Genomic DNA, 14,741 nt, shown 5'->3' on the forward strand with positions numbered 1-14,741 from the left:
AAAAGCGCCTTAATGGCGCTTTTTTATGCTTGGTTCCAGCCGTTTTGGGTCGACTTAGATGGCCGGCACCCGGAACTTCTGCCCTTGAATTTCCAGCACCACATCCCTTGGACGTATCTCAACGATCTTCAGTTGACCCTTGATGCTGTCCCCCTCCTGCAGTTCGGCACCCTCCACATTCAGCCAACGCTTGGAAGGTTCTGAGGCGTATACGTGAGCACTGATCTCAAACTCAGGTACCTGCAATTGCAGCCCGGCCGGCAAGCCGCCGTAAGGAGGCACCTCTTCCTCAGCCTTGGGAATGGGATCCAATTCGGGAGGCGATACGGGTTTTTCCGCCGAGTGCCGGTGCTCCACATCGGCAAGCGCCGCCTGAAACTGAGCCACCAACTCATCCTGGCGGCGACTCTCGGCACTGGATAGCCCCACATCCTCGGCCGCTTCATTAACCTGGCGCTTGAGAGACTCGAGCACCTCAAGCCCACGGCGATTGGGGTTGGCTCCCAGGATAATCGGCTCATCGTCAGCCGCCGGCATCTCCTGCGCCTGATTTACAGTTGCTGAGCCATCAGCCTGGAGTTGCGCAAACTGCAGCTCTTTAGCCGCTTCAGCCACACTGGCGGCCAATAAATCACTGCCAGTCGACTGTGCATTAACCGAAGCCGGACTCTGGCGGGCTGCAATTTCAGCTTCGCCGCTTTGGTTTATTGAACTCTGGTTTATTGAGCCCTGGTTTACTGAACTTTGGTTTATGGTCGTCCTATTCTCAGCCTGAGCATTTTGAGGCCGCGTATTTTGCGACTGGATTGTCCGAGATTGAACAGCCTGAGTCTGAGGTATCGGCTGGGCCATAGGCAAGGCAACCTTACCGGCCAAACGTACTTCCGTTGCACCTTGTTCAGCCACCTCAGCGGCTTGAGTCGGTTGCTTATATCCTTGAGACTCATCTTGTTGCCTGGCTTGCTGCTGCGAGGCTTGCCCCCCAACTGAAGATGTCTCGGGAGCCAGCGGCTTTTTATTGGTATCAAGCGAGTGCCAGCCCCAAGCCAAGGCGCCACCTGCCAGCACGGCCGCCACCAAGACGGCCAGCGGCTTGAGATAGCTACTTGCTGAAGATTGTCGGCGATATTGCGCCCTGGGGGTCAACACAGGATCCAGTTGTTCACCCATTTCCTGTTGCTTGGCCCGGGTCACGGCATCGAGGAGGATAGACATCAGCTCGCTCCTCCTTCGTGCAATCTGGGGCCTTGATGACTCAAGTACAGATTAAGCTGAACCAGAGTCTGGCTGCCGGCAATGCCGTCCGGTTTCAAGCCGTGGCGCCGCTGAAACTGTTGCAGTGACTGCTCCAGCTCGCTGTCGAAATAACTCATCAGCCTGGCCGGGCGTTCATCCACCTGCGCCAGGGTATTTTCCAGCCACTGCACCTGGGCCAAACCGGCACTTGGGCCTATCGCCTTGAGCGGATCCTTGGGGGCATCCCAGATGATTTCAAAAGTACCGCTGAAATGACGGTTGAACCAATCGACGCTGACCCAGAGTTGTTGTTCATTGAGTTGCAGCAACAACTGCTCACCATCTTTGGTCACCAGAGTGCCATAGAAAGGCTGCTGTTGTTCATCCTCCAGATAGACCACAGCCGGATAGTTGAGCCGCAGTAAGGAGTTGAGATTGCCCTGCTGCTGATAGCAGGCAAGCCCCTGCTGTTCGGCGGCCTGACAGGCACTGATGCCTGAATATGGCACCTTGTCCCAAAGGGCAAACAGGGCCGCAAAGGCGGTATCTATATTGCGGCTCTGATCTATGGCCTGCGTCAAGATCCGCTGCGCCCGATTGACTGCGGGCTTGTCCGCAGCAGCTTGATTGACAGAAAGATGGTTAACAGCAGCTTGATTGCCTGCAACCCGAGTCTGCTTGGCATCTGTCACTGAATGAAGTTGGCGTCCGGACTGATCTTGGGCCACAGCCTGTTCCGGCTGTGCCAGGAAATAGTAACCACCGGCAAATGCCAAAAGCAGCATGGCGGCAGCAGAAGCCGGCAACCAATAATTACGCTGTTTGATTTTCTCTCCCAGCACCTCTTCGGCGGCAGTGGCCACCATTTTGGCATCGATAGGGGTTCGAGACTGACCATAACCCGCCATCAAGGCCCGCTCACACAAGAGGTTGATAAGCCTTGGAATACCACCACTGAATTTATGCAGCGCCCGAATCGCGCCGCGGTTGAACAAGGGCTCGCTGCGCCCGGCCACCTGCAACCTGTGCTGCACATAGAAGCCCACCTCCTCTTCGGTGAGCGGCAACAGATGGTAACGGGCAGTGATTCGCTGCGCCAACTGCCGCAGTTCCTGGCGCTTGAGCAGTTGCTGCAGCTCGGGCTGACCTATGAGGATCACCTGCAGCAGTTTACGGGTATCTGTCTCCAGGTTGGTAAGCAGGCGCAGTTGCTCAAGCACTTCGGCCCGCAGATGCTGGGCCTCATCGATGATCAGCACAGTGTTGCGCCCGGCCTGGTGGTTAGCCAACAGAAAACCACTGATATGATCGGTCAGCTGTTTGAGGGTGGGCCCCTCACCATAGGGAATTTTCAACTCATCACAGAGGGTAGCCAGCAGTTCAAGCTCGGTCAGAGATGGATTGAGGATAAAGGCGGTATCGGTATTTTCCGGCAGTTGCCGCAGCAGGCAGCGGGAAACCGTGGTTTTCCCGGTACCGACTTCACCTGTCAGCAGCACAAAGCCCCCCGTCTCCCCCAGGCCATAGGTCAAATGCGCCAACGCCTCCCTGTGCCTGTCACTGAGAAACAGATAACTGGGATTGGGCGCGATAGAAAACGGGTTATCGTTCAGTCCATAAAAGGCCTTGTACATAGGCACTGCCATCCTTCTTTGATAGAGACAGCCCAGTTTAAGGCAAGGCCATAAATTGTAAAACCCCGGCCGCCATTTATGTGATGCACGGGAAAGTCCCCCACGGCCGGGTCTCATGTTATCCTGAGGCCATTACCAAAGCAGTCGATTATAAGGAATCCACAAGCGTGCAGATTTATCTGGTTGGTGGCGCAGTGCGTGACAAACTATTGGGCTTACCCGTCAAGGACAGGGATCATCTGGTGGTAGGCGCAACCCCGGAGCAGATGGCCTCACTGGGATATCGACAGGTGGGCAAGGATTTTCCCGTGTTTCTGCACCCCAAAACCCAGGAGGAGTACGCCCTGGCCAGAACCGAGCGCAAGACAGGCCTGGGTTATGGCGGTTTCTCCTGCTATGCGGCGCCCGATGTCACCCTGGAAGAGGATCTGCTGCGGCGGGACTTGACCATTAACGCCATAGCCCAAAGTGAGGATGGCGAGCTGCACGACCCCTACGGTGGCCAAAAGGATATCGAGGCCCGGGTGCTGAGGCATGTCTCCCCCGCTTTCGTTGAAGACCCGCTGCGGGTACTCAGGGTGGCCCGTTTTGCCGCCCGCTTTGCCCCTCAGGGCTTCAGCATAGCGCCGGAAACCCTGGCTCTGATGCAGGAAATTGCCGCTGGCCCCGAACTTGGCGCACTGACGCCTGAGCGGGTCTGGCAGGAGCTGGATAAGGTGCTCGGCTGCGAGCAGCCCCAGGTATTTTTTGAAGTACTGCGCCAGGTTAACGCCTTACAAGCACTGATGCCGGAAATCGATGCCCTGTTTGGTGTGCCGCAACCAGCCAAGTGGCATCCGGAAATTGATACCGGCCTTCACACCTTGATGGTACTGGAGCAAGCCGCACTATTAACCCGCGACAAAGCCGTGCGCTTTGCCGCGCTGGTGCACGATCTCGGTAAGGCACTGACCCCGGCCGACATGCTGCCCAAGCACCATGGCCACGGCCAGAAGGGACTTGAACCTATTCGAAACCTGTGCGAGCGGCTGCGAGTGCCTTCCGAGTATCGGGATCTGGCGTTGCTGGTCTGCGATCAGCATCAAAATATTCATAATCTGGCGGAGCTCAAGCCGGAAACCATAGTGAAAATCTTCGACAAAGCCGATTTCTGGCGCAAGCCAGAGCGCCTGGAGCAACTGGCGCTGGCCTGCGAGGCCGATGCCAGAGGCCGCAGCGGGCTTGAACAAGCCCCCTACCCGCAGGCGCAAGCATTGAGGCAGTTATTTGCTGTCGCCTCAGCTATAGATGTCAAACCCATAGTGGCAGCGGGACACAAGGGGCCGGCCATCAGAGAAGAGCTCGCTCGGCAGCGGATTGCCGCCGTACGTCAAGAAAAGCAACTGTTACTGAATTCCGCCGTTTCCTGATAGAAAGGCAAGATATTGACGGCAATATTTTCAGTTATGTTAAGAAAATGGCGAAAGAAACTGGCTATCTTCCCAAAGACTTGGCAATTCAATGAGTATTCGATAAGGTAAAGCGGCCTGTACGTGAATATTCGTAGCAAAATAAATTGACTATGACATAATTAGGCGGTGTCGGCTGTTTTACAGTCGAGCCATTAAAAATCCAACCTATCTAAAGGGATTTCTTCATGAACAAAAAAGTACTGATGATTGCTGGCGTAGCAATGACTGCTCTGCTGGGTGGCTGTGCCAACACCACTGCTCTGGAAGAAAGCGTTGCTAACCTGGGCAACAAAGTTGATCAATTATCAGCCGAAGTTAGCTCTCTGAAAGCAGAGCAAGGCAAACTGTCTGCTGACGTTAAAGATGCCAAAGCTGCTGCTATGGACGCTCAGTCTGAAGCTAAGCGTGCTAACGACCGCTTGGACAACGTTGCTTCTCGTTACAAGAAGTAATTCAGTCCCGGATCGGCAACACCAAGGTGTTGCCGATTTGCTTTTCGCTGAAGCCTACAATGACTTCCAGTCAGTCCTGACCCAAATTCCAGCCACAACCTTCATTTTTCAGCCTAAACCCGAGGCTCAAACTCAGTTCCGTTTAATCACCAACACACGGTAATCCAGCTCCAGCCCCTTGATCGCCCGAGTAGCAAGCGCACGCTTCTGTTTTTCGCTGGCGCGCCAGGCATAAGGAGTGGTTTCCAGAAGCGTCAACGCCTGCTCACCGCTCACATCCAGAGAAAAACTCAAGCTCTCGGTTTCCAGCACAGCCAACTCGGCCGGCAGGCTGATACTGAACTCCCGCTGCTTGAGATCAGCGTTTAATTGCTCACGCAACTGCCATAAGTGTCTGGGCCCGGGTGCCAACATCACAAGATGTGCCCCAGGCTTCATCACCCTGGGGATCTCCTTGCCCTTGAGCTGACCATCGAGCAGAGTCACCAGTGAAAACTGCGCATCTTCAAAGGGCAAGCGTTTGGCAACACTGAGAAATACCTGCGCCGTCGGCAAGGCTTTGGCAGCGGCGAAGGCGGCATTTTGCGCATCACAGATAAGCAGACGTTGCAGCTGTTCCGGCAGTTGCAGCATCTGCTGCAAGGCGCCGTCTCCGGCGTTGGGATCAAGTACAGCGTCACAGTTTTCGGCGAGCCTGGCCAGCTTAAGATTAAGCGCCTGATGCAAAGGCGCCATCAATTCAGACTGCAGCAGAAAACGCCTGGCCCGCAACGCCTGGCGCGACAAGGCATGTACCGCCGCGCTCTTGGGCTTGGCCAGCAGCCAATAGCCGTCTTCCTGGCGGTCGAAGTGATGTTTGTTGGCGCAGTAAAAACCTCTGGATGCCTGATGCTGCTTGAGTTCACTCTGGCAAACCGGGCACTGAAATTGCACTAAATTCATCTTAGCTCCACAGAAAGATAAAGCCGCACAGAAGCGCACCCAGCGCCAGACGGTAGAGCACGAAAGGCAGCATGCCCATCTTGCTGATAATCTTCAAAAACAGGTGGATACAGGTATAAGCCGCCACAAAAGAGAGCACTACGCCCAGTATCAAGGCCTGCCAGTCAATCACATGCCCGCCGTCGAGCAGATCTTTGCCCATCAGCAGCGCCGCCCCCAGGATCACAGGAATCGACATCAAAAAAGAGAAACGCGCCGCCGCTTCGCGATTCAGCCCCAACATCAGGGCCGCCGTCATGGTGATCCCCGAGCGACTGGTGCCGGGAATAAGTGCCAAAGCTTGGGCGAAACCTATCATCAATGCCTTGCGCCAGCCGGTTTGATACTCAGTGAGCTCAAGCCGTGCCATCTTATCCGACCACCAGAGCAGCAAACCGAATACCACAGTAGTGATGGCAATAACGCCCGGCCCCCGCAGATAGGTTTCAACCAGATCTTTGGCCATAAAACCAAAAACGACCGCGGGTATGGTGGCCAGAATAATCCACCAGGCCAGTTTGCTCTCGGCACTGTGGTTACCCTTGAATATGCTGCCAAACCAGGCGTTCAGCATAGCGATGATTTCAGTACGGAAGTAGAGCACCACTGCCAGTAATGAGCCTATGTGCACCGCCACATCGAAGGCCAGTCCCTGATCTTCCCAGCCCAGTAATTGGGAAGGCAAAATAAGGTGCGCCGAGCTGGAGATAGGTAAAAATTCAGTCAGGCCCTGGATCAGGGCAAGGATGATGACCTGTATTGTGTCCATAATTGTCCTTTAAAAAATCAGGCCGACAGGCCCCAATCGAAAGCGATAGGCCAGAGCTTCTGGCTGGCCTTGTCATATTCCTGCCACAACGCTTGGTAGCTGAGTTGTGCCAGAGGATGCTTGGTTTGCGGTGCCAGTTCAGCCAGCGGCCAAAGCACAAAGGCATTGGTCAGGATCTCGGCTCGGGGCAAAACTACCGGCTGCTGGCAGACCTTGTCATCATAGAGCAGCAGATCCAAGTCCAGAGTGCGCGGAGCAAACTTTTTCGCCCCGGGAATACGCCCATGACGCAGCTCTATATCCTTGAAGCAGGCCACCACTTCGGCAATGTCGAGCAAGGTGTGAGCGCCCACCACCATGTTGAGAAAGTTGCTGCCCTTGAATCCCACAGACTCACTCTCGTAAACCGATGACAGCTGCAGCTCACCAAACGCAGCGTGCAGCTCTTTGATAGCAGCACGCAGATAATGTTCCGGGTCGATATTGCTGCCCAGACTGATGTAGATATTTGCCATATTGCCGTTAGATACCACGCTCGATTTCAACACCGACCGCTTTGGCCGAAGGTACGGCGCCGGGCTTCATCACCCGCACCTTGACCCAAGGCACTGAAAATTCACTCATCAGGCAATGGGCTATCATCTCGGCCACGGTTTCAATCAACTCAATGGGCTTTTCGGTGATCAGGGCGGTGAGGCGCTTGCTGACGGTTTCATAACAGAGCGCCTGGCTGTAATCATCACTGTCGGCGGCGGCTCTGTTATCCCAGGCCATATCCAGATCGATAAGCAGTGTCTGATGTACCTGTTTCTCCCACTCATAGATCCCGATAACCGTTTCTATCTGTAATTCCCGTATCAGCACTCTGTCCATAAAATCCCCCTTAGCAGCTGCCGGGCCTGAGGTCAGATAAGCTATCGGCAATAAAACCGCTATAATCCGCCCCGTTCCGGAGATATTCACTGTAGCCCCTTTCTACCTGGCCCGATCTTAAGTAGGATAAGGCATTGAAGGACAAGATGAACCCGAGATTTTTAACCGCCAGCTGACGGTAAAGATGTTCACCTTGGGTTATCCGGGCAAGGGCTGTATATTTCAGTGTGCGCGATAATACCTTAAGACGAGTAAGGAAACCAATTTGAGTACCATGGTACTGACCCCAATTATGATTGTGGCCGCTTACCTGCTCGGCTCTATCTCCAGTGCCGTGCTGGTGTGCCGCCTCAAGGGCCTGCCGGATCCCAGAGGCAAGGGTTCGGGCAACCCGGGCGCCACCAACGTGCTGCGCATCGGCGGCACTTGGGCCGCAGCCATGGTGTTTTTCTTCGATATGCTCAAGGGTGCCCTACCCACTTATACCGCTTATCTGATGGGAATAGATGCCGTCTGGCTCGGGGTGATAGCCATTGCCGCTTGTCTGGGGCACATATACCCGATTTTCTTCGGCTTCAAGGGCGGCAAAGGCGTTGCCACAGCACTCGGTGCCATGGCGCCCATAGGTGAAGGCTTGGCGCTGTGTTTGATGGGCACCTGGTTATTGGTGGTATTGCTGACCCGCTATTCATCACTGGCAGCTTTGGTTACGGCGCTATTGGCGCCTGTATATACCTGGTGGCTGGATGACAGATTTACCCTGCCGGTGGCCATGCTATCGACGCTGATCATTATCCGCCACAAGGATAATATTCGCCGCCTGCTCAAGGGAGAAGAGTCCAAGATGTCGCGCTCTAAGCGCGCTAAATAGGCTCAGCTGCACATTTGTAACGACTGCCATAAAAAACAGCAAAGGCGCCAGTGACGCCTTTTGCTTTTCAGGTACTTTAAACTATGTTGCCGGGTTTCAGGAAACCGCTTCCAACGTATCCAGCGGCCAACGTGGCTGCCCTTTCACCGCCAGCGTCTCACGCTCGCCGGCCTTGAGGCGCTGTAAGCCAGCGTAGGCTATCATGGCACCGTTATCCGTGCAGAACTCGCCTCTGGGATAGAAAACCTTACCGCCTCGGCTTTGCATCAACTCGGCCAGAGACCACCTCAGACGGGTGTTGGCACTGACACCACCGGCAATCACCAAGCGTTTAAAGCCGGTTTGCTCCAGTGCGCGGCGGCACTTGATGACCATGGTATCGACCACGGCTTCTTCAAAAGCCCTAGCGATATTGGCGCGGGTCTGCTCATCATCCGGTTCGGCGGCTATGGTATTGGCGGCGTAGGTTTTCAGCCCTGAGAAACTAAAATCCAATCCCGGTCTGTCGGTCATCGGTCGGGGAAACTTATAGCCGGCCTTTTCCCCCTTGGCGGCGAGCTTGGCCAGTCTTGGGCCTCCGGGATAATCCAGCCCCATCAGTTTGGCGGTCTTGTCGAAGGCTTCACCGGCCGCATCATCTATAGATTCACCCAGTACTTCGTAGCGACCTATGCCTTCCACCTTCACCAGCATGGAGTGACCGCCGGAAACCAAGAGCGCCACAAAGGGAAACTCAGGCGCATCCTCTTCCAGCATGGGCGCCAGCAGATGCCCTTCCATATGATGGACACCTACTGCAGGCTTATTCCAGGCAAATGCCAGAGAACGGCCGACGCAGGCGCCCACCAAAAGCGCACCAATCAGGCCAGGGCCCTTGGTGTAGGCGATGCCGTCGAGATCTTCGATACGGGTATCGGCCTTGGCCAGCGCCTCACGGATCAGCGGTACTATTTTGCGCACATGATCCCTTGATGCCAGCTCAGGCACCACACCACCATAGTCGGCATGTAACTTAACCTGACTGTAGAGAGCATGGGACAACAACCCCTGCTCTTCGTCGTAAACCGCTATTCCTGTCTCATCACAGGATGTTTCAATACCTAAAACCCGCATCTATGAAATCTTTCCGCCTGAAAAGGGGCGCCAATTCTACCCCTAACCAAGAGATTTCTCCAGTTGTAGGCTAAAGTGAATTTACTTTAGGGACTTTACATCCAGTGCCAATCGGTTTAAAATTCCGCACCATTTTAAATACACTTGGGTCAAGTGATTGACTCAATACAAACTTACACCTAAGGGGTGATGGCGTATGCCAATTATTAAAGTACGTGAAAACGAACCATTCGACGTAGCTCTGCGTCGTTTCAAGCGCTCTTGTGAAAAAGCCGGTATCCTGGCCGACGTGCGTGCTCGTGAATTCTACGAGAAGCCAACTACTGCTCGTAAGCGTGCAAAAGCTGCTGCAGTTAAGCGTCTGGCCAAGAAGCTTTCTCGCGAAAACGCACGTCGCGTACGTTTATACTAATTCCTTATGAGCCTGATAGATAAGCTAAAAGACCAAATGAAACAAGCCTTGGTGGCCAAAGAGAAGGTCCGCCTTGGTACGATTCGTATGGCATTAGCTGCCATCAAACAGATTGAAGTGGACACCCGCGAAACTCTGAATGATGAGCAGATAATAGCTGTCTTGACCAAGATGGTGAAACAACGCCGTGATGCCATTGCCCAATATGAGGCAGCAGGTCGTCCGGAGTTGGCAGAAGCCGAAGCAGCAGAGATTCAAGTTATTGAAACTTTTCTGCCCCAGCCTCTGAGCGAAAGCGAAATCGCTGCGCTGATTGATGCCGCTATTCAGGATAGCGGTGCCAGCACCATGGCGGATATGGGCAAAGTAATGGGAGCGTTGAAATCCAAAGTTCAGGGTCGTGCAGACATGGGTGCCATCAGTGCCCAGATCCGTGCCAAACTGCAATAAGCGGGTTTCCACGTATGAACAAGCCGTGCTTCTGCGCGGCTTGTTTGTTTACATCGGTCAAGGGTGCATGACTCAGTCTGATGGCTATACCTCGTGATTTTATCAATGAGCTGATTGCTCGCACAGACATAGTTGATCTTATCGATCACAAGGTACCCCTTAAAAAAGCGGGTAAGAATTATTCTGCCTGTTGCCCTTTCCACAGTGAAAAATCACCCTCTTTCACCGTCAGCAGAGACAAACAGTTTTACCACTGCTTCGGCTGTGGTGCCCATGGCAATGCCATTGACTTCATCATGGAGTATGACCGTCTCGAGTTCCTCGATGCCATTGAGGAGCTGGCAAGCCAACTGGGGCTGGAAGTGCCGCGGGAGAACAATCCCAACCGTCGTCGCGACGAAGGGCTCAGCCGCGATCTCTACCAGTTGATGGAAGAGGCCAACAGGTTTTATCAAAGCCAGCTCAGGCAACACCAGGACAAACAGAAGGTGTTGGACTATCTGGCCTTTCGTGGGTTATCGGACCAGGTTGTCGAGCGCTTCGGCATAGGGTTCGCCCCCGACGGCTGGGACGGTTTACTGAGCCGTTACCGCTCGCAGCAAGAGTCGCAGGACAAGCTGCTGACTGCGGGGATGATCATCAGCAACGACAACGGCAAGCGTTATGACCGCTTCCGTGACAGATTGATGTTCCCGATCCGCGATAGGCGCGGCCGGGTGATTGCCTTTGGTGGCAGGGTGTTGGGAGATGGTACCCCCAAATACTTGAATTCTCCGGAAACGCCCATATTTCATAAGGGTAATGAGCTTTACGGTCTGTATGAGCTGAAGCAGGCCCACAGAGAACCCCGGCAAGTGCTGATTGTCGAAGGTTATATGGACGTAGTGGCGCTGGCTCAATTTGGGGTCGATTATGCGGTAGCCTCTCTGGGCACCTCGACCACAGCCGAGCAGTTTCAGCTGTTGCTGCGCAGCGCCAAAGAGGTGGTTTGCTGCTACGACGGCGATAACGCCGGTAAAGAAGCCGCCTGGCGCGCACTGGAAACCGCCCTGCCACTGCTGAAGCCCGGCGATACAGTGCGCTTTATGTTTTTGCCCCAGGGGGAAGATCCCGACTCTATGGTGCGCAAGACAGGCAAAGAAGCCTTCGAAGCTTTGATAGATGAAGCGCAAACACTGACAGGGTTTCTGTTCGATACCCTGACCACTAAATACGGGACAGACAAGGGCAACCTGGCGAAACAGGCCATAGCCCTAATTGAAAAGATTCAAGACACTGTGCTGCAAAATCTGTTGCTCGAAGACCTGTCACACAGGCTCGGCATGAACAGCGCAGATGATCTGAAGAAAAAGCTGGGATTCAAGGGCCCCCAAGGGGTTGCCCCCGCCCGGCATAAAGCGCTTAAGGGCCGGGGTACACCGCTGCGACTCGCCGTCGCCTTGCTGGTACAACACCCACAGTTGGGGCTGAATTTGATCCCCCAACCGGCTCTCAAGCATTTACAGATGGCCGGCATAGACTTGCTGGTCGAATTACTGGATTTGACTCGTGCCCAGAAGATGAACAGCGCACAACTACTTGAGCAATTCAGGGATACGGACGAATTTTCCGCCCTGAGAAAACTGGCCCAATGGGAGCATCAAGTGGCGGATGAAAACCTGGAGCAAGAGTTCAAAAAATCCCTGGTATGGCTGAATAATCAATACATTGAGCAGCGCTATCAGGAATTAAGTCTGAAACAGACCCATACTAAAGAAGAGAAAGTACAGCTTAAGAAGCTAATCGCGGCCATGAAAAGCCGCCAATGAGCTCTCTCAATTTATGGGTCCGGTCGCCGGACTAGCACAGGGATGCGCACATGGCTATAATTGACGATTTGTGCGGCAAGAGCCCAAGGCCGCTGCCCATCGTTGTAACAGTTACCCAACTTGGATGATATCTATGGATCAAACTCCGCAGTCGCAACTTAAACTGTTGCTCGCCAAAGGCAAAGAGCAAGGTTACCTAACCTATGCAGAAGTGAATGACCACTTGCCTGCAGATATGGTCGATTCCGACCAGATCGAAGATATTATCCAGATGATAAATGACATGGGTATCCGAGTGTTTGAAGAAGCACCGGATGTCGATGACATTATGATGTCGGAAGACAGCACGGATGAAGATGCCGCCGAGGAAGCCGCCGCCGCCCTGGCCTCAGTCGAGAGCGAGCTGGGCCGCACCACAGACCCAGTGCGTATGTATATGCGCGAAATGGGCACAGTGGAACTGCTGACCCGCGAAGGCGAAATTCAGATCGCCAAGCGTATCGAAGAAGGCATCAACACGGTACAGAGCTCAGTCGCCGAGTACCCACAGGCGATCGCCATGATCCTCGAACAGTTTGATCAGTTCGAGGCCGAAGAGATCCGCCTGTCCGACATTATCTCTGGATTTGTCAATCCCGACGAAGACGATGTAGGCCCAAGCGCCACCCATATTGGTTCTGAACTGTCCGATGATGATCTGGATGATGAAGACGATATGGACGACGATGACGAAGATGACGACAGCGATTCCGAAGATGAAGGCTCCAAAGGCCCGGATCCGGAAGAAGCCCGTGAGCGTTTCGGTCAACTGCGTACCGTCTATGAGAACTCACTGAAGCTCATCGAACTCAAGGGGCGCGATCACCCCGAGTCAGTAGCGGCTCTGTTCCACATCGGCGAAATTTTTAAAGAGTTCCGTCTGGTGCCCAAGCAGTTTGACCGTCTGGTCAAGAGCATGCGCAGCATGATGGACAAAGTGCGGGTTCAGGAACGCCTGATCCTCAAGCTTTGTGTTGAACAGGCCAAAATGCCGAAGAAGAACTTTGTTAAGCTCTTCACCGGCAACGAAACCGATATCAGCTGGTTCAACGCCGAGATGAACTCCGGCAAGCCATACGCCGAAGGCCTGAAAATGGTCGAGGAAGACGTGCTGCGCTGTCGCGCCAAGCTGGAAGCCATCGAAGCCGAAACCGGCCTGTCTATCGCCTCAATCAAAGACATCAACCGCCGCATGAGCATAGGTGAAGCCAAGGCTCGCCGTGCCAAGAAGGAAATGGTTGAAGCCAACTTGCGTCTGGTTATTTCTATCGCCAAGAAATACACCAACCGTGGCCTGCAATTCCTGGATCTTATCCAGGAAGGCAACATAGGTCTGATGAAGGCTGTAGATAAGTTTGAATACCGTCGTGGCTATAAGTTCTCTACCTATGCTACCTGGTGGATCCGTCAGGCCATTACCCGCTCCATCGCGGACCAGGCCCGTACCATACGTATCCCGGTACACATGATAGAGACCATCAACAAGCTCAACCGTATCTCGCGGCAGATGCTGCAGGAAATGGGACGCGAGCCTTCTCCGGAAGAGCTGGCCGAGCGGATGATGATGCCGGAAGACAAGATCCGCAAAGTGCTGAAAATCGCCAAAGAGCCTATCTCCATGGAGACCCCTATCGGGGACGATGAAGATTCGCATCTGGGGGATTTCATTGAGGATACTACCCTCGAGTTGCCACTGGACAGCGCCACCAGCGAAAGTCTCAAGAGTGCCACTCATGAAGTGCTGGCAGGCCTGACAGCCCGCGAAGCCAAGGTCCTCAGAATGCGTTTTGGTATCGACATGAACACTGACCACACCCTGGAAGAAGTGGGCAAGCAGTTCGACGTTACCCGTGAACGTATCCGTCAGATTGAGGCCAAGGCACTGCGTAAGCTGCGTCACCCGAGCCGCTCGGAAATCCTCAAGTCCTTCCTGGACGAGTAAGCAAGCTTTTGTACAAAAACCCCGCTACGCGTAATGCCGTTCACTTAGTGTGAACGGCATTTTTCTTAGGCTTAATGGGATACTTGTTTTTACTCATTTTTAACGCACGTGGATAGGCTCTATCCCGTTTCCCATCAAGCTTGAACTGCCTCGCGTTACGCACTATGTCCAAGACCTCTCTCGGAACATTCCCAGGCATTTGAGATGACAGCTGAGTCAGTTTAAAAATGATATAACTCGATGCATCTCTAAAGCTTAATTGGTTCGGATGTAACGACGGTAAGCTCTTAGCCATCAACACCATCTTGTATCTGATGAGGTTATAGGCCAATAGTACCCCCCACAATTCTTGGATAACCAGCTCTGGCAATTGACTGCGTAACGTAAAGCGACTCTCCAGAAGATGCTGCTTCATCTCCCGATAGCCCACTTCTATCTCCCATCGATGGGCATATAAATCCGCTATCTCTGCCCCCGGATAACGCAAGGGGTCTGTTAATGACGTCAAAATGGAAACCGACTTGCCTTTTATCGTCTTCGTCAGTAAGCGAGCTTCAATATTCTCAGGCAGCATAGGCCACTTCTTTCTGGCTTGAGGCGTGGTGGCTAACTGCGCCAGTTGGTCGTGTTTTCCTAAAGAGCGTACCACTTCATATTGCGTCCCTTTCTTCAACGGCAGCAGCCAGTGGCTGTTCGGTTGAGCCTGTTGC

General features: G+C 53.7%; 15 protein-coding genes. 7 read left to right on the forward strand and 8 right to left on the reverse strand.

Annotated elements, in window-relative coordinates:
• Positions 1-54: 54 nt before the first annotated feature.
• Together ACMHXI_RS19715 and ACMHXI_RS19720 are read right to left on the reverse strand one after the other, a co-directional pair.
• Positions 55-1,215, reverse strand: coding sequence for a general secretion pathway protein GspB (locus ACMHXI_RS19715; RefSeq protein WP_243885979.1), 1,161 nt, complete (start codon positions 1,213-1,215; stop codon positions 55-57).
• On the reverse strand, positions 1,215-2,870 hold the full coding sequence (locus ACMHXI_RS19720; protein WP_413735899.1) for an AAA family ATPase: 1,656 nt from the start codon (positions 2,868-2,870) through the stop codon (positions 1,215-1,217). Before ACMHXI_RS19720 ends, ACMHXI_RS19715 begins: the two co-directional genes overlap by 1 nt.
• Before the next feature lie 167 nt (positions 2,871-3,037).
• Between ACMHXI_RS19720 and ACMHXI_RS19725 the strand changes: the two genes are divergently transcribed.
• Positions 3,038-4,279 carry a multifunctional CCA addition/repair protein gene (locus ACMHXI_RS19725; protein WP_413735901.1) on the forward strand — a complete coding sequence of 414 codons (1,242 nt, stop codon included), beginning with the start codon at positions 3,038-3,040 and terminating at the stop codon, positions 4,277-4,279.
• 227 nt (positions 4,280-4,506) lie between these two features.
• The gene (locus ACMHXI_RS19730) at positions 4,507-4,773 is read left to right on the forward strand and encodes an Lpp/OprI family alanine-zipper lipoprotein (protein ID WP_025010519.1); all 267 of its coding nucleotides are present in this window, start codon (positions 4,507-4,509) and stop codon (positions 4,771-4,773) included.
• 132 nt (positions 4,774-4,905) lie between these two features.
• Here the strand turns inward: ACMHXI_RS19730 and ACMHXI_RS19735 are convergent, their stop codons facing one another.
• The 4 genes from ACMHXI_RS19735 to folB are packed head-to-tail and all read right to left on the reverse strand — an operon-like array spanning position 4,906 to position 7,396.
• Complete coding sequence (locus ACMHXI_RS19735) at positions 4,906-5,715, reverse strand: putative RNA methyltransferase (protein ID WP_413735903.1); 810 nt, start codon at positions 5,713-5,715, stop codon at positions 4,906-4,908.
• Between the two features lies 1 nt (position 5,716).
• On the reverse strand, positions 5,717-6,523 hold the full coding sequence (locus ACMHXI_RS19740; protein ID WP_025010517.1) for an undecaprenyl-diphosphate phosphatase: 807 nt from the start codon (positions 6,521-6,523) through the stop codon (positions 5,717-5,719).
• A 17-nt stretch (positions 6,524-6,540) separates the two neighbouring features.
• Positions 6,541-7,038 carry a 2-amino-4-hydroxy-6-hydroxymethyldihydropteridine diphosphokinase gene (gene folK, locus ACMHXI_RS19745; RefSeq protein WP_413735905.1) on the reverse strand — a complete coding sequence of 166 codons (498 nt, stop codon included), beginning with the start codon at positions 7,036-7,038 and terminating at the stop codon, positions 6,541-6,543.
• Positions 7,039-7,045: 7 nt separating this feature from the next.
• Positions 7,046-7,396, reverse strand: coding sequence for a dihydroneopterin aldolase (folB, locus tag ACMHXI_RS19750; RefSeq protein WP_025010515.1), 351 nt, complete (start codon positions 7,394-7,396; stop codon positions 7,046-7,048).
• A 274-nt stretch (positions 7,397-7,670) separates the two neighbouring features.
• Here folB and plsY point away from each other — a divergent pair, with 274 nt between their 5' ends.
• Positions 7,671-8,267, forward strand: a complete 597-nt coding sequence (gene plsY / locus ACMHXI_RS19755; RefSeq protein WP_391564267.1) for a glycerol-3-phosphate 1-O-acyltransferase PlsY — start codon at positions 7,671-7,673, stop codon at positions 8,265-8,267.
• A gap of 96 nt (positions 8,268-8,363) precedes the next feature.
• On the opposite strand, the gene tsaD is transcribed toward plsY, so the two are convergent.
• Entirely contained in the window at positions 8,364-9,380 is a 1,017-nt protein-coding gene (gene tsaD, locus ACMHXI_RS19760) for a tRNA (adenosine(37)-N6)-threonylcarbamoyltransferase complex transferase subunit TsaD (RefSeq protein ID WP_208184966.1), read from the reverse strand.
• Positions 9,381-9,576: 196 nt separating this feature from the next.
• Here tsaD and rpsU point away from each other — a divergent pair, with 196 nt between their 5' ends.
• The 4 genes from rpsU (at position 9,577) to rpoD (ending at position 14,031) form a co-directional block, all read left to right on the forward strand.
• Positions 9,577-9,792 (forward strand): 30S ribosomal protein S21, encoded by a 216-nt coding sequence (rpsU, locus tag ACMHXI_RS19765; protein ID WP_006080725.1) that lies wholly within the window; start codon positions 9,577-9,579, stop codon positions 9,790-9,792.
• Between the two features lie 6 nt (positions 9,793-9,798).
• A complete protein-coding gene (locus ACMHXI_RS19770; protein ID WP_025010513.1) occupies positions 9,799-10,242 on the forward strand; it encodes a GatB/YqeY domain-containing protein in 444 nt (147 codons plus the stop codon).
• An 80-nt stretch (positions 10,243-10,322) separates the two neighbouring features.
• Positions 10,323-12,050, forward strand: a complete 1,728-nt coding sequence (gene dnaG, locus ACMHXI_RS19775) for a DNA primase (RefSeq protein WP_115389932.1) — start codon at positions 10,323-10,325, stop codon at positions 12,048-12,050.
• Positions 12,051-12,183: 133 nt separating this feature from the next.
• Positions 12,184-14,031 (forward strand): RNA polymerase sigma factor RpoD, encoded by a 1,848-nt coding sequence (rpoD, locus tag ACMHXI_RS19780; RefSeq protein ID WP_093982505.1) that lies wholly within the window; start codon positions 12,184-12,186, stop codon positions 14,029-14,031.
• 40 nt (positions 14,032-14,071) lie between these two features.
• Here the strand turns inward: rpoD and ACMHXI_RS19785 are convergent.
• Positions 14,072-14,741 (reverse strand): transposase (locus tag ACMHXI_RS19785; protein WP_413735908.1); only part of this gene is annotated, 670 nt, incomplete at its 5' end.

The organism is Shewanella sp. BJSY2023SW005, assembly GCF_047314585.1.
Taxonomy (GTDB): Bacteria; Pseudomonadota; Gammaproteobacteria; order Enterobacterales; family Shewanellaceae; genus Shewanella; species Shewanella algae.